This window comes from Rhodoluna sp. (assembly GCF_036721215.1).
Classification (GTDB): Bacteria; Actinomycetota; Actinomycetes; order Actinomycetales; family Microbacteriaceae; genus Rhodoluna.
The window spans coordinates 421,064-439,525 of record NZ_DAIMLM010000001.1; the positions used below are offsets into that span (position 1 = coordinate 421,064).

The following is an 18,462-nucleotide window of genomic DNA, read 5'->3' on the forward strand; positions in this document are numbered from 1 at the left end:
AAGGATCATTTAGTTGACTAACTCCCGCGTTGGTGTAATTGGCGGTGGTCAACTTGCCCGAATGATGATTGCACCTGCCGGCAAGCTGGGAATCGAAATAAAAGTCCTGGCGGAAACCCAAGACTCTCCGGCAGCTGAGGCCACCACAGTTGTTGGAGACTTCACTGAACTTGAAACTGTTTTGAACTTTGCTCAATCAGTTGATGTCATAACCTTCGATCACGAGCATGTGCCCCTTGCAATCTTGCAGCACTTAGAGCAGCAGGGAATTTCCGTTCAGCCATCATCAAAGGCGCTAGCGCATGCCCAGAACAAACTTGTTATGCGCCAAGCGCTACAAAAAATTGGTGCACCGAACCCTATTTGGAAAGAAGTCTCCACAGCCTTGCAATTGGATCAGTTCATCAATGAGCATGGCCCCGAAGTTGTTGTGAAGACACCCATCGGCGGATATGACGGTAAGGGTGTTCGAGTAGTTAGTTCTTCGGAACAAGTTTCTGACTGGCTGGCAGATCCCATGCTCGCTTCGCTGGGTGGATCGTTACTGGTGGAGCAAAAAGTGTCATTCAAAAGAGAACTTGCTCAGCTAAGCGCCAGAAATCCAGCTGGTGATTTTGTGAGCTGGCCGGTTGTGGAGACAAGACAAAAAAATGGAGTGTGCTCCGAAGTATTGTCGCCAGCCCCAAACATCAGTTCCGAAATGTCGATGGAGGCAGTAAAAATAGCACGGTTGATTTCCGAATCTCTCGGGGTAACTGGAAACCTAGCAGTTGAAATGTTTGAAACTAACCAAGGTGAACTACTGGTCAATGAATTAGCAATGCGACCACACAATTCTGGTCACTTCACAATCGAGGGATCAGACACTTCTCAATTTGAACAACACCTTCGAGCTGTGTTGAATCTTCCGCTCGGTAAAACAGATCCGATAAGACCTGTAGCGGTCATGGCAAATCTTCTTGGGGTCTCCGACTCCCAGGACCTTATGGCTAATCGTGACAAAGTCATGACCTTATTCCCCGATATATATATCCACTTCTACGGAAAAGCTCCAAGGCTTGGTAGAAAGCTAGGGCATATCACCGTAGTTGGTGACGATGCCGACACTTGTCTTCGGACTGCCGAGGGTGCCAGGAACCAACTAAACAACTAAAATTTCAGTATTAGGTAAATCGACGGGAGTTCAAATTACCAATCCACTAGTAGCAGTTGTGATGGGTTCTGATTCGGACTGGTCAGTCATGTCCGATGCCGCTCAGGCGTTAAAGGATTTTGGAATCGAATACGAAGTCGAAGTGCTCTCAGCTCATCGCACTCCCGAGCGAATGATTGAGTGGGGAAAAACTGCTGCCTCACGAGGCATCAAGGTAATCATCGCTGGTGCCGGAGGCGCCGCACATCTTCCTGGGATGCTTGCTTCTGTAACAACACTTCCCGTTGTTGGTGTTCCGGTTCCACTAGGCAAACTTGATGGCATGGACTCTCTGCTCTCGATTGTTCAAATGCCGGCTGGAATTCCTGTTGCAACAGTTTCTATAGGGGGAGCCAAAAACGCTGGAATACTTGCCGCAAGAATCTTGTCCACCAGCGATAAATCATTGGAACAAAAACTTGTTGACTACGGAGTCTCTCTAGCTGATCTAGTCGCGGAGAAAAACACTCAGCTGCAAAATCAAATCAAAAACAGCTAAGTCACAAATTCACGACCGCATTGTTTTGCGCAACAAAGATGGTCGATTTGAAGCTGGCAAATTCCTGACAGTGGTAACTTCCATCGTAAATTTTGGCAAAAATCACTCGCTGACCAGCTAGATTCTGGGGATTTTGCGCCATTACGCAACAGGCAGTTTTTTTACTCAATATCCGCACCCTTTGCGTTTTGCGTTGCCATTCTAGAAAGTTCAACCTAGGCTTGAAGGTACGTGAGGAGTGCGTTATGAAAAGAGCCTTTATTGTCGCGCTTGGCTTGGCTACAGCCCTAGTGCTAGCCGGCTGTACCCTCTTTTATCCAAACTCTGGCACCCCAACCGATGAGCTAACCGATCCGAATGCCTCCGCGAGCGTTGCGCCAGGCGAGGAAACTAGCCAAGGGGAAGCTACTTCACCTTCTAACTCCCCATCCCCTTCGCCTTCAGTTTCTCCAACTATGGCGCCTGCCGTATTGAACATCCTTTACTCCGACACCTCAGCTGGGGTATTGAACGTGGTTTCCGAAGTTAGCAATTTTGCAGAAGATGGCGGAAGTTGCATTCTTAGCTATTACCAAGGAGAAACTGCCACAGCTATTGCAACGGTGAAAGCTGAGCGCAACGTTACCTCAACCCAGTGTTTCCCATTCAACGTTAGTTTTTCAGGCCTACCAAAGGGCACTTTGTCGCTGACCGTTAGTTACAAATCCGACAACCACATCGGTGAATCCCAAAAGTTTGAGGTGATCATTCCCTAATGATTAAAACAGCGGGAAAACTCTGGTCCATGTTACTGATTGCCGCGATGTCGGCAGTGGGAATTGTTGCGCTTGAGGCAGAGAGCACTCCAGCAGAAGCTGCTAATGCCGCCTGGTTTAATCCAGGACAGATTATTAGCGACAGCGCTTTTTACACTTCGGGAACCATGTCTGCCGTTGACATCCAAAGATTCCTAAATGGAAAAGTAGCTGTCTGTCGAGCAGATCCAACAAGACCTGGTTGCCTTAAGGATTATCGTCTCAGCACTCCAGCTGTAGCTGGAGTAGCTGGAAGATGTGCATCGCTTCCTGCAAAGACAAACGTTAGCGCTGCTGAAATCATTTATGACGTATCAATCGCGTGTGGAATTAGCCCAAAGGTGCTTTTAGTTAAGTTGCAAAAAGAGCAGGGGCTTGTAACTTCAACTAACCCAAGCGCTCGTGCCTACGAGTTTGCACTTGGAATGGACTGTCCGGACACGCCATCTGGGTGTAGCGCAGCATCGGCAGGATTTTTCTGGCAGCTTTACAAAGGTGCTGGACAATTGCAGTGGTACAGCAACCCAGCAGGTTCCTTTACCTGGCTAAAACCAGGAAGAACCATCAGTCGCCCCTACCAGGCCAATAACCCTGGTTGTGGCGCTCAATCATTTGTCTTGGAAAACAAGGCAACCGCCGCTTTGTATTACTACACCCCTTACGTTCCAAACCAAACCGCTCTTGGGAACCTCTATGGCGTTGGAGATGTTTGTAGCGCATATGGAAACCGAAACTTCTTCCGCGATTACACCGACTGGTTCGGCTCACCTATTGGCGGCAGCTTCCTTCTCAAGGGTGACGCTGCCGACGTATTCATGATCGTCAATGAGACCAAGTTCCGAGTCCCAACACCAGAGCTACTTACTTCATTGGCGCCTTTAGGTCCTGTTGGAACTGTGCCAAATGCCCATTTGGATAGATACGCCACAGTCAGTGACATGAGCGCTCTTGCTAGAAATGCCGTTGACGGAAGCTACTTCTTTATACACAACAGCCAACGGCTAGCTTTTGCTAACTGTGATGAGGTAGCAGCTTGGGGATTGAACTGCGCTAGCGCTGTAACAATGACTGGTTCTCAGGTTAGTGCCCTGGTGGCTGGCGAAGCAATGTCAGCTCTGGTTGGAAGATTTGTTTTGGAAAATGGTGCATTGCGAGCTGTAACTACCCCTTCACCTGATCCATCAGCGACTCCATCCGCAACACCTGATCCATCAGCGTCTCCTACTGCAACTCCTACCCCAACCCCAACCCCAACCACATCAGCGTCCCCAGCACCTGCTGCACCAGCGCCAGTTTCCACCTACACAGTCGTTCGTGGTGACTCACTCAGTGGAATCGCATCTCGATTTGGTACCACAACAAGAAACCTGATGAGCATCAATGGAATTACCAATGCAAACTTGATTCGCGCTGGTCAGGTCCTAAAGCTTTCTTCTGACGGGGTTGCTCCAGCAGCAGCAGATCCAGCTGCACCTGCTCCAACCACCCCCGCACCTGCAGCTCCAGCACCTGCTGCACCAGCAACCACTTACAAAGTTGCTCCAGGTGACTCATTGAGTGGAATTGCTGCAAGGTTTGGAACAACGACCAGAAACCTGATGTCTATCAATGGAATTACTGATGCCAACCGCATCAGAATTGGCCAAGTGCTGAACATAGCCGCGGGTGCTGTGGCTCCAGCTACCCCAGCGCCTTCAACACCAGCTCCAGCTACGCCAACACCATCAACTCCAGCGCCTTCTACCCCGGCACCTAACGCGAGTGGAACCTCTAGCTACACGGTTGTTGCCAGAGACACTCTTAGCGGGATTGCCTCCAGGTTTGGAACTACCAGCAGGACGTTGATGAGCTTAAACGGTCTAACCGATGCCAACCGCATCAGAATTGGTCAAGTACTGACCATCGCGGGTGCCGCGGCTGCTCCCGCAGCTCCAGCATCAAACTCTGGCTCAACAACCACTTATACGGTTGCTGCAGGAGACACCCTGAGCGGCATTGCTGCCCGATTTGGCACCACATCGAGAAACCTGATGGCCCTAAATGGAATTACCAATGCCAACTTCCTTAGGATCGGTCAGGTTCTAAGGCTTTCTTAGAACCTGCCGTAGCTCCGGTTTCACCCAAACGGTAACTTAGCTTTATGGAACAGGATCTAGCTAATGCTTAGTCGAATCTCTGGAGCCACCAAGAATTATGACTGGGGATCAAAAGAGCTTATTCCTGATTTCTTTGGACTGGCAGAATCTAGCGAGCCGATTGCTGAAATATGGTTTGGCACTCACCCACTGGGTGAGAGCAAGAGTTTGTCGGAAAACCAAAGCCTGTCGGAAAGTCTTGGCAAGCGACTTAGATTTTTAGTCAAGTTTCTTTCTGCCGAGCGAGCCCTTTCAATTCAGGTTCACCCAAACGCAGATCAGGCCAAAGCGGGATTTGAGTTGGAGCAGGGCCAGGCAATTCCAATAAATGATCCAAAAAGAAACTACAAAGATGCTTCTCATAAGCCAGAAGCACTTATTGCCCTGACAAGCTTTCGAGCACTTTGTGGCTTTCGGCCAAGGACAGAGCTAGTAACTGTCTTTACAGAGTTTGGAAAATCTGAACCCGAGTTTGCTTCCTTGGCAAAGAAGCTAATGGCCGAAGTCAAGTTAAAACAGATTTTTCAGTCGCTGATTGAAAACTCTGAGCTCGCCAAGCGATTCACTACAACAGTCGACAGTTCCCAATCCAATCCAGTTGCCATGAAAGCCAGGGAGCTTGTTGCAAAACTATTTTTGCAATTTCCAGATGACACCGGAGCGCTAGTTGCTTTGATGCTCAACGAGGTTGCTCTAGAGCCAGGTGAAGCAATCTACTTGCCAGCTGGAAACGTGCATGCCTACCTATCTGGTCTTGGACTTGAGGTGATGGCTGCTTCGGACAACGTATTGCGCGCGGGGTTAACTTCCAAGCATGTTGACATTACTGAAGTTCTAGCAATTGCGGATTTCAGCGAACTTGTGGAGCCAAGGCTTAGACCTAAGAAGCTAGCGGAGGGCTTGATTGAGTATCCGGTGGACTGCTCAGAGTTTCGCATCTACCGGGCCGACGTTTCGGGAAAGAACCTACTTGCCGATCTAGACCTGCCAGCTAGCGCAATGGTTGTTTGCACCTCAGGTGAGGTGGCAGTTAGCACCAGCCTGGACGAGCGCGAAGTTCAAACTAAATCTGAAGTGGTCTTGGTCTCTGGGGCAAAGAAGCTGAGCCTGAGCGGCAGCGGAACAGTATTTGTTGTCTTGGGGGACTAGACACTTCCAAGCACTGCCACTCAGTTTCGAAACCCGTAGGACTGGGGTAAAACTCGGAATTTTGCCCTAATCTGACCCATAAAGACCCACAACGGGTCCCAAGGCCAGTAAACCTGTGGAATTCAACTTGACAAGACCCCAATAACAGCGGTGTAATTACACGGATGGAACTATTAGCCGGACTCCACCGCCTGGCTACCTATAGAACGGAACAGCACTAAATGGAAAATCGCGGACAGGTTCCCGATAACTGGTTTATCGACCCTCTTCTTCTAGGTGTCTCAGGTGCCTACACAGACTTTGAACAAGACCCACTTTCTTGGCAAGCAGATGCACTTTGTGCACAGACAGACCCAGAGGCATTCTTTCCTGAAAAGGGAGGATCCACCAGGGATGCAAAAAGAATTTGCACCGGTTGCGACGTAAAAGCACAGTGCCTCGAGTACGCACTTGCTAACGATGAAAGATTTGGCATTTGGGGCGGGCTTTCTGAGAGAGAAAGACGCAAACTAAAAAAGCGTGCCTAGCTCGCGCTTTGCGCTGAAAGCTAATTCATGACACCAGATGTTTGTGCAATTGTTTTAGCTCACGATCAACCACAGTTTCTAGAAAGAGTTCTAGCAGATCTCAAAAACCAATCAGTAGCACCCTCCAGAGTTTTGATTGTTGACACTTCGAAGCAACTTTCAGCTTCGAGCCAAGGCTATGAAGTCCTGAAGCTGGATTCAAAAACCGGATTTGCTGCTGCCGTTGAAATAGCCGTAGCGCACACCAAGCCAGAAGGATTCTTGTGGATTCTGCACGATGACAGCGCTCCTGACTCTAAAGCTTTAGAAAACCTACTTCGTGAAGTTGAGCTCAGCCCATCGCTTGCAATTGTTGGACCAAAACAAGTCGATTGGGACAACCCCAGAATCATCAGGCAGCTTGGACTTACCCTCACCCGAGGCGGGAAACTCTTCAGTCGAGTTCGCGGAGAATTCGACCAGGGCCAGCACGATAACTCCGAGGACGTGATGGCAGTTGGAACTGCCGGGGCACTAATCAACATGGATGTTTACCGGGCCCTTGGCGGCTTCGATGCCAAAGCTCCGGTCTATGCGGCAGATGTTGACTTTTCCATTAGAGCCAGACTGCAAGGCTCGAGAGTAGCGGTTGCACCAAATGCCAAGATCTCTCACAAGATGCTCTCGATGCAAGGAGCGAGGCCACTTCGCTGGCTGGGCACGAAGCCGGCAACTGCGATTAGGCAAGCAGAGCTGCACCTGGCTCTAAGTTATTCAAACGCCACGTTGTTCTGGCTCGGTTGGTTGTTTTTACTTCCTCTAGCCGCAGCCAATTCATTGGTTTTGGGCTTCAGATCAAAAGCTCATGCAATTGGCCCAGAGCTTGGTGCTGCGTTTATGGTCTTTATCAACTTGGCAAGCGTGCTTTCGTCCAGATCTAAAATTGCTCAAACCACCACAGCCAAAATCGGAACTCTTTCGGCCTTGCGGGCGACCAGCCAGGAAGTTAGAAACGATAACAAAAAAGCCAAAGATGAAGAAGTCTCCACCAGGCTTCTTGCCTCTCACGCCATGGGCGAAACCGAGCTGTTGCAAGTTACACCAAACTCAGGATTTATTTCTTCTGGTGCGATTTGGTGGGCGCTTGGATTACTAGCGCTTAGCCTTCCTTGGGTTCCAACGAACGTAGCTGTTTCGGGATCAGGCGTATTGCCACTTTCTTCCAACTGGTTAGAAATATTCGGCCAGGCTGGCGCCACCTCGCATTCAATTGGCTTGGGGTTTGTGGGGGCAGCGGATCCTTGGGTTTGGGCCCTTACTTTACTTAGCGCCCCAATGTTTTTCCTACCGACACTTTCTGTGACCTTGTTCCTCTTCCTTGCCACCCCAATCGCATTCGCGGGTGCCTTCAAGCTTTCCGAATTGGTCGCCTCAAATAACTTGGTTCGAATCGTTTCGGCCTTGAGTTTTGCATTGTGGCCAGCGCTCACGGTTGCAGTTTCACAAGTCAAGTTCTCGCAAGTGCTTGCAATTACCTTGCTGCCTTGGCTTTTATACTCGCTGGCTCGAGTGGCAAGAATTGGACACAAGGACTCAACTCGTTTCCCGAGGACTCACGTTGGGATAGCTGCCATCTTGCTGGCCATGATTGCCGCCAGCTCCCCGGTTCTAGGGGCGGTGTTGCTAGTTCTGGTGGCGATCACGGCCATGCTACGACCAAGCAAGATTTTGCCATTGCTGTCCACAACCTTGCTAGCAATCGCTTGGTTCCTGCCGCTAATAATTGAGCGCATCGCTTCGGGTAACTGGCTGAGCCTGCTACTTGATCCTGGATTGAGCGTGACGGATGGATTGGAAGCTAATTGGAAGCTGGCATTTTTTGGCTTCGGGTTTGATGCGCTTAGCTGGGGACTATTTATTACGGTCCCAACGCTGATTTTTGCCCTCCTAGCCCTGCTGGCTCCCAAGCTTCGAAACACCCTGCCGCTATGGGGTATTGCCCTGCTGGCTCTGGCAACCAGTTGGCTAGTAGTTGGAATTGATTTTGATTTAGGAAATGGCTCAAACCTTGGAATAGACGCCACTTCCTTACTTGGACTATTTGGCTTGGCACTAACGCTTCTGTTGGCTCATGTTGCAGACACTTCTTTTGTGCTTCGAGTTAGCGCTCTTGCAACTGTTGCTCTAGTTGGCCTATTACCGGCCGCTTTTCAAATGGTCACAGTTACCCCAAATGTGAGCTACTCCGATGGGCAAATAGTGCCTTCAATTATTCAAGCTGATGTAAGTTCTGGAACTTATTGGAGAACCCTGCAGCTGGAATCAACCAGTGATGGTGGTTTAGTTGCTCAAGTATTCTCCGGATCGGGAGTAAAGCTAAACCACATCTCAAGCGGTTACAAAATCTCCAGCACCACAAACCCAGAAGTAAACCCTGACTACCAAGAGCTAGGGCAACTGGTTGCTAACCTGGCCTCTGCTAACGGTGCAGAAATTTATCCAACTCTTGAAAAGTTCGGCATCGGATACATTCTTGTGAAACCAGTTGATAGAAATCTTCAACTCGCCCTTGATTCCACCAGAGAGCTCGAATCAATTGGGCTAACCGACTATGGCCAATTGTGGAAAGTGGAGAACATTCCAGCTGGAATCCAAGCAACCCCGCTTGATTTTGGTTTGGTAAAACTTGGACAACTCGCCGTACTTGCCTTGTTCGCTTGGTTTGCAATTCCTGCAAGAACCAAGAAAAAGCGCAAAACCAAAGACAGCGATATCTTCATTGACTCCGAGGAGGCAAACTAATGATTACTCGTGCAATTGCCTTCATAGCAACATCACTTCTCTTGGCAGGCGCCTTGGTTTTTGCTCCACCGGTAGGGCTTTCCGTTGACCTAGGTTCGGCCAGTGGCAGCTTTGATGTCAAGCCTGCTGACCAGAGTTTGGTTTGCCCAGGCCCACTTTTTGTTACCGGTGGTGCTAGTGGAACAGACCTTGGAGTTTATGAGCGAACTGGTTCAACAACCCTTCGCTATACCGCCGAGGGAACTGGCGCACTCGAAGTGAAATCAATAGCCATCCAAGATCCTGTTGTGACTTCTCTTGGCTCCGGCAGAATTTACTTTGCTGGTGAAATAACAAACGCCACCGAACTTAGAAACACTGGGGCAAGTGTGGGCTCACCCCAAGGATCCATGGTGGTAAGTGGCAGCACCACTCAGCTTGTTGCAATTGAATCCATGCGAGGACTGGCAGCAGCTAGCTGCCAGCAGCCAAGTGGAGATATTTGGCTGGTTGGTGGCTCAACAGCTGCCGGTCGCGAAGCGCTGTTGATTTTGACTAACCCAACTCCAAATGATGCAACAACTGATCTAACCATTTACTCCGATCTAGGCGAGATAGAAGTTGCTGGTCTTTCTGGAATATCCGTGTTGGCAAATTCCACCACGGTGCTATCTATTGCAAGCTTTGCCCCAACGGTTTCGACCTTGGCTGTTCAGGTCCAGACGACCGGTGCCAAGCTAGCGGCTTGGATTCAACACCGAGTGATGAACGGAACCGAGTCTTTGGGAGTGGATTATGTATATCCTTCTCTTGCACCCCAGCTGGAATTGGTTATTCCTGGCTTTGTGGTGCGGGGGACAGAAGCCATCAACCAAGTTGCTGTAACAGAGGGTATTGCCGATGCGGGGCACTCAGTCCGAGTTTTCGCTCCAACTGGAGCAAACGTAACAATCCAGATTGTTTCCACCAGCGCCGAAGTTTTCGGAGCTGTGTTTACCGGAACCGTTGAGCCTGGAACCGTGAGGGATTTTCCCATTACCGACCTGCTAGATGGTAACTACTCGGTGTTTGTCACTTCAGACCAACCTGTTTTCGCAACAGCCAAGGCAGCAATCGGTAACGATGCTGGCACTCCACGAATCGACTTCACTTGGCTTGGAGCAGCAGAACCGCTCACAGCGGCACGAGCGATTATGACCTCTGCGGTAATTCCGCCAGATGGCGCTTCTTATCTGGTGTTTGCAAACCCGATCAATGAACCAAGAAGTGCAACCGTTACAAGCTTGGAAACCGGAGTTGCAACAGTTGTCTCAGTTCCCGCTCAGGGCTCTAGCTTCATAGGAATAACCGGAGCCGTTGCTGTTTCGAGTGACACTGAAGTCTTTGCTTCAGTTGCACTGCTACTCAATGGCCAAATTTCTTCGTTGGCGCTTTACCAGCCAACTAATCTTGGCAATTCGGTTCAGGTGCGTTTTCGCTAACGGTTGTAATAATCGGGAACTAGATCCCATGGGTCAATATCAAGTAAGTCCGCAATCGCCTCAAACACTTGCTGCTCAACTTTTAGTCGTTCTTCCAGCATTGACTTTCTTGAGTGAGAACCAAATCGCTCGGTTGGAATTCGATAAATCGTGATGTGATTAGCTTCGCTATCAACTTTCCATCTTGGAATATCAATTTGACTCTCAGCAGCGGTGGGTTCGGATCTAACTGACCAGGTGAGACCTTCTAATTCCTCAGCCCAAATAGCTTTTAGATACTCCATAGCGGTGTTCACATACTGCTCGAAACTGTGAGATCTGGTTTGACCAAACTTGAACAGCTTGCTCAGTATCGGTCTTCTCATACCGCGGTCGTGGCGATCCCTATGGGCGTTACGTGATTTTGAGGGTTTAGCCATGGCCCCATTGTATTATTGGGACAGTGAGCACAGTTGATGCAATTTTCAAAAAATACGACATCCGTGGATTAGTCGGCACTGAAATCACCCCAGAAAAAGTCGCAGCCATAGCTGCCTCATTTGTCGATGTGCTTGATCTGGCCGGCAAGTCAGTCGTGGTGGGCCACGACATGCGCGATAGCTCAGTTGGCTTTGTTGATGCCTTTATTGAAGGCGCTACCGCCAGGGGAGCAGACGTTATCAACATCGGTTTGTGCTCCACCGATGAGTGCTACTTCGCCTCCGGACATTTGGACGCAGCATCCGCCATGTTCACGGCAAGCCATAACCCATCCACTTATAACGGCATCAAGTTTTCAAGAGCTGGCGCCCTCGGGATTTCCATGGAGACCGGCTTGAGTGAAATTCTTGCTGGTGCAAATAAGTACCTAGCTTCGGGAATCAAAGAGGTAGCCGAGCCTGGTTACGCCAGCGAGCACGACATCATGGGTGAGTACACAGCAAATCTTCGGGAACTTGTTGCGTTGGATGCAATTCGACCTTTGAAAGTTGTGGTGGATGCAGCTAATGGAATGGGTGGCCTTACTGTGCCATCAGTTTTGGGAACCGATGCTGGTTTATCAAAACTTCCAGTTGAAATCATCCCGATGTACTTTGAATTAGATGGCTCCTTTCCAAATCACGAAGCTAATCCGCTAGATCCCAAAAACCTCGTCGACTTACAAAAAAGAGTGATCGAAGAAAAAGCTGACATCGGTTTGGCTTTTGATGGTGATGCAGACCGCTGCTTTGTGATTGACGAAAAGGGAAACGCAGTTTCACCTTCTGCCGTTGCCGCCATCGTTGCAGTTAGTGAGATCGCCAGAGCCAAGGCTCAAGGAGTAGCCGACATTCACATCTTGCATAACTTACTTACCTCAAGAGCCGTTAAGGAATTTATCGAAGCGGCTGGGGCTAAAGCCACCAGAACAAGAGTCGGGCACTCCTTGATTAAAGACGAGATGGCAAGAACCGGAGCTATCTTTGGTGGCGAACACTCCGCGCATTACTACTTCAAAGATTTCTTTGGTGCTGATAGCGGCATGCTCGCGGCGATGCACGTGATGCGCGAGTTCGGTTCTCAGGATTTGCCGCTCTCGGAATTTGCCGCCAAGTTCGACCCGTATTTTGCCAGCGGCGAGATCAACTCGACCGTTTCTGACGCGGGAGCCAAAATGGCCCAAATCAAAAGTGAGTTTCAGGACTTCGATATTGACGAATTAGACGGTGTCACCGTAGGTTCTAAGCCAGGACAGAGCCCCTGGTGGTGGTTCAATGTCCGAAGCTCCAACACCGAGCCGCTACTTAGGTTGAATGTGGAATCTGAGGACAAATCGGCCTGCAACGAGCTAACTTCCAGGGTTTTGGGTCTAATCAAAAGCTAGCCCCCAAGGTATGCTTGGATAATGCTGAAATCAAAAACAACTATCGAATTTAAAGTAGCCGACCTAGCTCTTGCCGAGGCTGGAAGACATCAAATCCGCCTGGCTGAGAACGAAATGCCTGGGCTAATGGCTCTGCGCCAAGAGTTTGCCGCAGCCCAGCCGCTAAAGGGTGCCCGAATCGCCGGCTCACTTCACATGACCGTTCAGACCGCCGTTCTAATCGAGACACTTGCTGCCCTTGGTGCCAAGGTTCGTTGGGCCAGCTGTAACATTTTCTCCACTCAGGACGAAGCAGCAGCTGCTGTTGTAGTTGGATCTGGATCCCCAGAGCACGTTGCTGGTATTCCTGTGTTTGCTTGGAAGGGCGAAACCCTCGACGAGTACTGGTGGGCGACTTCTAGAATCTTTGATTGGTCCACAGAAGCCGAAGCAGAAGGCGCTAGCTACACCGGACCAAACATGATTTTGGATGACGGCGGAGACGCAACACTTCTAGTTCACAAGGGACGCGAGTTCGAACTAGCTGGATCAGTTCCTCCAACCGGCGCAGACGACAGCGAGGAGTATGGCGTAATTCTTGAGCTACTTCGCGATTCTTTAAAGGAAGACCCAAAGCGCTTCACAACTATTGCTTCTGAAATCATCGGTGTTAGCGAAGAAACCACAACCGGTGTTCACAGACTCTACGAGTTCTTCAAGCGCGGAGAACTATTGTTCCCTGCGATAAACGTGAACGACTCAGTAACAAAGACCAAGTTCGACAACAAGTATGGAATCAGACACTCACTTCCAGATGGTCTAAACCGCGCAACCGATGTTTTGATCGGTGGTAAGACTGTTTGGGTTGGTGGCTACGGTGACGTTGGTAAGGGCGCAGCTGAAGCACTTGTTGGACAGGGAGCTCGCGTTATTGTGAGCGAGATCGATCCGATTTGTGCACTGCAGGCAGTCATGGATGGTTACCAGGTCACAACTTTGGAAGACGTAATCGAAGAAGTTGACATCTTTGTAACCGCAACCGGAAACACCGGAGTAATTACACCAGAGCACGTTATGCAGATGAAGCATCTTGCTATCATCGCAAACATCGGTCACTTTGATGATGAGATCGACATGGCTGGAATCGCCAAGATCAAGGACATCGGCAAGATCGAGATCAAGCCTCAGGTTCACGAGTGGTTGCTTCCAAACAACCGAAGCATCCTGATTTTGAGTGAGGGAAGGCTCATGAACCTTGGTAACGCCACTGGCCACCCAAGCTTTGTTATGAGCACCTCGTTCTCAAACCAGGTTCTAGCTCAGATCGAGTTGTTCACTAACTTGTCTGCTTACCCACTAGGCGTTCACATTCTGCCAAAGCACCTAGACGAAAAGGTTGCCAGAATGCACCTTGACGCTCTTGGGGTAAAACTGACAGAAATGAACGCAGACCAGGCGCGGTATATTGGTGTTCCAGTCAATGGACCATACAAGGTGGACCACTACCGCTACTAGGACCTAACATGACCCCTAAGATTCTTGTCGTCGATGACGATAATGCGCTAAGGGAAATGGTTGGAATTGTTCTAACAGCATCGGGTTTCACACCAACTTACTGCCCGGACGGTAACCAGGCGCTCGCAATATTTGAAGCCGAAAAACCCGACCTTGTTTTACTTGACGTCATGCTCCCCGGCAAAAGCGGCATAGAAGTTTGCAAAGAACTCCGCGGTGTTTCGGGAACGCCAATAATCATGCTCACCGCAAAGTCTGAGACCAACGATGTTGTGCTGGGGTTAGAAGCTGGTGCCGACGATTACATGGTCAAACCGTTCGAGCCAAGTGAACTAACAGCAAGAATTAACGCAAGACTAAGACCCATTACAAGCTCAGAAGCAAGAGTGAGTATCGGGCCGCTCGTTTTGGATGTTGAGGGGCATCAGGTCTTGCGCAATGGCGAGCTTATTTCTTTGACCCCATTGGAGTTCAACTTGTTGCTGACGTTGGCTCAAAAGCCAAAACAAGTATTTACACGCGAATTACTGCTAGAGCAGGTTTGGGGTTATCAGTACAAAGCTGACACCCGATTGGTAAATGTTCATGTGCAGCGACTTAGATCAAAAATTGAGCAGGATCCGGATAATCCAACCATTATCAAAACTGTTCGAGGCATTGGTTACAGGGCTGGCTAGGCTCGATGTTTAGTTTGTTACGACGCTCGGTTCAGGCTCGAGCGGTTGCCACCACTGTTGCGCTTAGCTCGGTGCTACTTGCTGCCCTCGGGTGGTTCCTGTCTTTTTCAATCGGAAATGGGCTCTTTGAGGAGAGATTGCAGCAGGCCCTTGCTGAGTCCGAGGTAGCGGTGCTAGATGTTCAAAACACCTTTGCTGCCGCCAGTGTGAGCGATGAAGTGGCCCTTCAGACCTTGATGAATTCTGTGGTTCCCAAGCTAGAGGCCACTGGAGTTTCCGACACCAGACGCGTGGCCCTGCTTAGAACCCCTGGCCAAACTGATGTCCAGTTGCTGCAGAGCCCGATTTCCTCTGGTTTGGATACCGCGGTTATCTCCTCAAGCTTTAGAGCTGAGGTGCGACTAAGCGAAGGACGATTGCTATACCAATCGATCCAGCTCACCGGCAGTACCGACGGGGTCGTAACCGCCAGCCCAGGCCTGGTTGTTGGTTCCCCAATCCAAATCCCGCTTGCCGGTTCGCACGAGCTGTACCTAGTTTTTGATCTATCTAGCGACCAGCAAACTTTGAATTTTGTGCAACAGACTCTTTTTGCCGGTGGGCTAGCAATCATTTTTATCATCGGCGGAGTTACCTACCTAGTGACCGGGTGGATAGTTAGACCGGTAAAAATCGCAGCTGAGGTTTCTGAAGAAATTGCCGACGGTGCTTTAGATGTTCGACTACTAGAAAAAGGTGATGATGTTGTCTCCTCGCTAGCCAAGTCATTTAATCGAATGGCCGATTCACTGCAGCAGCAAATTACGAAACTAGCATCAGTTTCTAAAATGCAACAAAGATTCGTGTCTGATGTTTCTCACGAGCTTCGGACACCGCTTACCACCATCAAACTTGCCGGTGACTTGATTTTTGAATCGAGGCAGGATCTAGATCCATCTCTGAAAAGATCTGCCGAAATCATGCAGGGTCAAATCGAAAGATTCGAAGTGCTGTTGAATGACCTGTTGGAGATCTCTCGGTATGACGCGGGTGCGGTTCGAGCAGAGTTAGAAATTTACGACCTAAATCAAGTTGTTAGATCATCAGTTGCCTCAATCGACCCGCTTGCTCTAAAGCGCGGAAGTGCAATCGAGATTCAAGTGCCAGATGGTGAAGTAATGGCCGAATTTGATTCACGCAGAATCGAACGCCTGCTTAGAAACCTGTTGGCCAACGCAATTGAACACGGCGAAGGTAAACCAATTCAAGTTGCCGTTGGCATGAACGATGCAGCCGTTGCAGTTTCGGTGACAGATAACGGTGTTGGCATGACCGAGGCCGAACTAGCCAGAGTCTTTGATCGATTCTGGAGAGCGGACCCGGCAAGAAAGCGAACCAGTGGCGGCACCGGATTAGGCTTGGCCATTTCCCTGGAGGACACCTTGTTGCATGGTGGATCCTTAGATGTTTGGGCCAAGCCCAACGCGGGTTCCAGTTTTAGGCTGACCCTTCCCAAGGTCCAGGGTGGGCAAATAACCGCTTCTCCGCTTGATCTTCCGAGTGCAACGCAGGCAAAGCCTGAGCTAATCGAGGATCGATGAAGCGCAATTTCTTAGCGGTTTTGCTATTGGCAAGCCTGACCGGTTGTGCGACTTTACCGGTTTCAGGTCCGGTCAGAATTGGACCAGATTTGGCACCACCTTCTGATTCCACCTCGTTTTACTACTCACCGGCCACGCCATTTGATGGCGCTAGTGAAACAGAAATTTTGGCAGGTTTTCTAGCGGCAGGAACTGCTCCCCAAAACGACTACGCAATTGCGAGAGAGTATCTAAGTGAATCTATTCGAGCCACCTGGAACCCCAATCAAGAACTGCTGATTCAAAGATCAACACCTCAAGTTACTTTGACCGATTCCGGAACTGCATTTGTTGAAGTTGAAGTAACCGCAAAGGTTGATGCCAATGGCAGGTATGAAACACTTCCTGCAGGGTCTACCAGGACTTTGGAATACACCTTCAGTGAGCAAGCTGGGCAGATTCGCCTAAGTGGTGCACCCGATGTCACAATCGTGATTCGACCGGTATTCGATGTGGTCTTTAGAAGCTACTCTGTGTATTTCTTGGATCAATCCAGATCAGTACTTGTTCCAGAGCTCAGGTGGTTTCCAGCTAACCCAGCTACCGGAACCAAGTTAGTCAATGCGTTGCTTGCGGGACCTTCCGAATGGCTCAAGCCCGCGGTGGTTTCTGCTATTCCTGCCGGCACGGTTTTGTCTTTGGATGCGGTTACCGTGCAGGAAGAAGTTGCACTAGTTGATCTAAGTGCACGAGCACTAGTTGCAAGTTTGTCCGACCGTTCTCTCATGAAAGCGCAACTGGTCACAACTCTTTCCCAGCTTCCAACCATCACAGAAGTGGCAATCTCAATTGAGCGTTCCGCTCAGGATATCCCCGATAGCGAACTAGAAGTGAGCTTCGGAGCTAGCGGCACCATGGTGGCCTTGGGTGAAGATGGGCTCAAGGCTGTTTCTGGCGCAGCGGCAGATGAGATTCCAGCTGGCTTATCATTTTTTAGTTCAAGAGAAGTTACCAAGCTGGCTCTTTCTACTTCGGCTTCAAAAATTGCCGCAGCTACAAGTGCTGGAGTGTTTGAGACAGCGCTTGATAACCCCGGAGCAGCCGTTAAGTTGCTAGATGCTAGGACCAATCTGAGCGCAATTCACTATGACCAGCTTGGCAAGCTCTGGCTAGTTTCTGGTTCTCAAGTTTCAGTGGATTCCAAACCAGTGGTTGCTTCCTGGCTTAGTGGCCAGATTATTACAGCATTTGCCCTCTCGCCGGAAGGATCCCGAGCGGCACTGATTGTTGATCGTGGAGCTACCAACCAGGTGCTTCTTGCTAGCGTGATAAGAAACCAGTCCGGAACTCCAATTGAGCTTGCTTTGCCCATAGCTTTGGCAACAGAGCTTTCAAATCCAACTTTGGTGAGTTGGTTTGACCAGGTCACGCTTTCTATTCTTACTTCCCAGCCAGATTCTTCAAACGTGGCTTTGGTTGAAATTGGTGGTGGCACAAGATTAGTTCAAGGGCTAGCTGATGCTAAATCACTAGTTGCCCTAGGCGATGGCTCGGTTATGTATTTACTGAAAGACACCGGGGAGCTTTTCACCTATAGAGGTTCCTTCTGGGCCTCAATAGCTTCCTCAGTTTCAGCGATTGCTCTGCTGAAATAGTTTTCAACAGTTTCAGTATCTGCTGTTTTCGATTGGTTTATCTGGCCAACATTAATCAGTGCTTGGAAGTTCACTTGTTGATTTGATTTTTCCCTCGCGGTGCGCGGTCTGTGATCGAGCGGGAAAAAACCTTTGCATCGATTGTAAGAATCTGCTGTGGATTGAACCAAGAGAATTTGCCTTGTCAGGGCTGGCAGTTCATACAGTGACCAAATACAGCGACGAAACATCCAGGTTGCTGGTTTCGCTCAAAGACAAAGGACAGTTTGCACTGGTTACAGAACTAGCTCAAATGCTTAGACCGATTATTGAGAAATTACCTCCTAGTGAATCAACGCGGTATCTTGTGCCGGCACCAAGCAGCCCTGAGAATTATTCCAAGAGAGGCTTTCACCCAATGCTGCTTTTGGCGCAAGAGGTCGCCAGTAAACACCCAAGCTTTTCGGTTCTGAATTGCCTGAGGTTTTCTCGCCGCGTGAAAGATCAAGTTGGACTCACGGAGACGGAGCGAATGGCAAACCTTTCTTCCAGCATGGAGCTAAATCAATCGGTAACGGGGAGAGTTTGCTACCTCTTGGACGATGTTGTGACCACCGGGGCCACCGCCCTCGAGGCGGCGAGGGTACTTAGGTTGGGGGGAGCAACTCTGGCTGGAGTGCTGGCAATTAGCTATTCGAAGGGCTAATTTCAGCACCTG

The 18,462-nt window shown here is 49.7% G+C and carries 15 protein-coding genes; 14 read left to right on the plus strand and 1 reads right to left on the minus strand.

The genetic code is table 11. The annotated features are described in order from the left end of the window. Nucleotides 1–13 precede the first annotated feature (13 nt). From AC9UCN_RS02170 to AC9UCN_RS02205, 8 genes are all read left to right on the plus strand, one after another. Complete coding sequence (locus AC9UCN_RS02170; protein ID WP_509523295.1) at nucleotides 14–1,153, plus strand: 5-(carboxyamino)imidazole ribonucleotide synthase; 1,140 nt, start codon at nucleotides 14–16, stop codon at nucleotides 1,151–1,153. Nucleotides 1,154–1,214: 61 nt separating this feature from the next. Continuing rightward, nucleotides 1,215–1,691, plus strand: a complete 477-nt coding sequence (gene purE, locus AC9UCN_RS02175) for a 5-(carboxyamino)imidazole ribonucleotide mutase (RefSeq protein WP_509523297.1) — start codon at nucleotides 1,215–1,217, stop codon at nucleotides 1,689–1,691. Nucleotides 1,692–1,936: 245 nt separating this feature from the next. Continuing rightward, entirely contained in the window at nucleotides 1,937–2,446 is a 510-nt protein-coding gene (locus AC9UCN_RS02180; protein ID WP_509523299.1) for a hypothetical protein, read from the plus strand. Next, entirely contained in the window at nucleotides 2,446–4,581 is a 2,136-nt protein-coding gene (locus AC9UCN_RS02185; RefSeq protein ID WP_509523300.1) for a muramidase family protein, read from the plus strand. The genes AC9UCN_RS02180 and AC9UCN_RS02185 overlap by 1 nt, the downstream gene beginning before the upstream one ends. 63 nt (nucleotides 4,582–4,644) lie before the next feature. After that, nucleotides 4,645–5,769 carry a mannose-6-phosphate isomerase, class I gene (gene manA, locus AC9UCN_RS02190; protein ID WP_509523302.1) on the plus strand — a complete coding sequence of 375 codons (1,125 nt, stop codon included), beginning with the start codon at nucleotides 4,645–4,647 and terminating at the stop codon, nucleotides 5,767–5,769. A 221-nt stretch (nucleotides 5,770–5,990) separates the two neighbouring features. Further along, nucleotides 5,991–6,296 (plus strand): WhiB family transcriptional regulator, encoded by a 306-nt coding sequence (locus tag AC9UCN_RS02195; protein ID WP_509523303.1) that lies wholly within the window; start codon nucleotides 5,991–5,993, stop codon nucleotides 6,294–6,296. A gap of 27 nt (nucleotides 6,297–6,323) precedes the next feature. Then, the gene (locus AC9UCN_RS02200; RefSeq protein WP_509523305.1) at nucleotides 6,324–9,077 is read left to right on the plus strand and encodes a glycosyltransferase family 2 protein; all 2,754 of its coding nucleotides are present in this window, start codon (nucleotides 6,324–6,326) and stop codon (nucleotides 9,075–9,077) included. After that, a complete protein-coding gene (locus tag AC9UCN_RS02205) occupies nucleotides 9,077–10,537 on the plus strand; it encodes a DUF5719 family protein (protein ID WP_509523307.1) in 1,461 nt (486 codons plus the stop codon). Before AC9UCN_RS02200 ends, AC9UCN_RS02205 begins: the two co-directional genes overlap by 1 nt. Here the strand turns inward: AC9UCN_RS02205 and AC9UCN_RS02210 are convergent. Further along, nucleotides 10,534–10,956 carry a hypothetical protein gene (locus tag AC9UCN_RS02210; protein WP_509523308.1) on the minus strand — a complete coding sequence of 141 codons (423 nt, stop codon included), beginning with the start codon at nucleotides 10,954–10,956 and terminating at the stop codon, nucleotides 10,534–10,536. The two genes, AC9UCN_RS02205 and AC9UCN_RS02210, sit on opposite strands and share 4 nt — an antisense overlap. Nucleotides 10,957–10,970: 14 nt before the next feature. On the opposite strand from AC9UCN_RS02210, the gene AC9UCN_RS02215 reads away from it, so the two are divergent. From AC9UCN_RS02215 to AC9UCN_RS02240, 6 genes are all read left to right on the plus strand, one after another. Next, complete coding sequence (locus AC9UCN_RS02215; RefSeq protein WP_509523651.1) at nucleotides 10,971–12,380, plus strand: phosphomannomutase/phosphoglucomutase; 1,410 nt, start codon at nucleotides 10,971–10,973, stop codon at nucleotides 12,378–12,380. Nucleotides 12,381–12,401: 21 nt separating this feature from the next. Next, entirely contained in the window at nucleotides 12,402–13,874 is a 1,473-nt protein-coding gene (gene ahcY / locus AC9UCN_RS02220) for an adenosylhomocysteinase (RefSeq protein ID WP_509523309.1), read from the plus strand. A gap of 8 nt (nucleotides 13,875–13,882) precedes the next feature. Beyond that, nucleotides 13,883–14,551, plus strand: a complete 669-nt coding sequence (mtrA, locus tag AC9UCN_RS02225) for an MtrAB system response regulator MtrA (RefSeq protein ID WP_509523311.1) — start codon at nucleotides 13,883–13,885, stop codon at nucleotides 14,549–14,551. A gap of 5 nt (nucleotides 14,552–14,556) precedes the next feature. Continuing rightward, nucleotides 14,557–16,131, plus strand: a complete 1,575-nt coding sequence (mtrB, locus tag AC9UCN_RS02230) for an MtrAB system histidine kinase MtrB (protein WP_509523312.1) — start codon at nucleotides 14,557–14,559, stop codon at nucleotides 16,129–16,131. After that, the gene (locus tag AC9UCN_RS02235; RefSeq protein WP_509523314.1) at nucleotides 16,128–17,765 is read left to right on the plus strand and encodes an LpqB family beta-propeller domain-containing protein; all 1,638 of its coding nucleotides are present in this window, start codon (nucleotides 16,128–16,130) and stop codon (nucleotides 17,763–17,765) included. Before mtrB ends, AC9UCN_RS02235 begins: the two co-directional genes overlap by 4 nt. A 205-nt stretch (nucleotides 17,766–17,970) precedes the next feature. Continuing rightward, nucleotides 17,971–18,450, plus strand: a complete 480-nt coding sequence (locus AC9UCN_RS02240) for a ComF family protein (RefSeq protein ID WP_509523315.1) — start codon at nucleotides 17,971–17,973, stop codon at nucleotides 18,448–18,450. The last annotated feature ends 12 nt before the right edge of the window (nucleotides 18,451–18,462 follow it).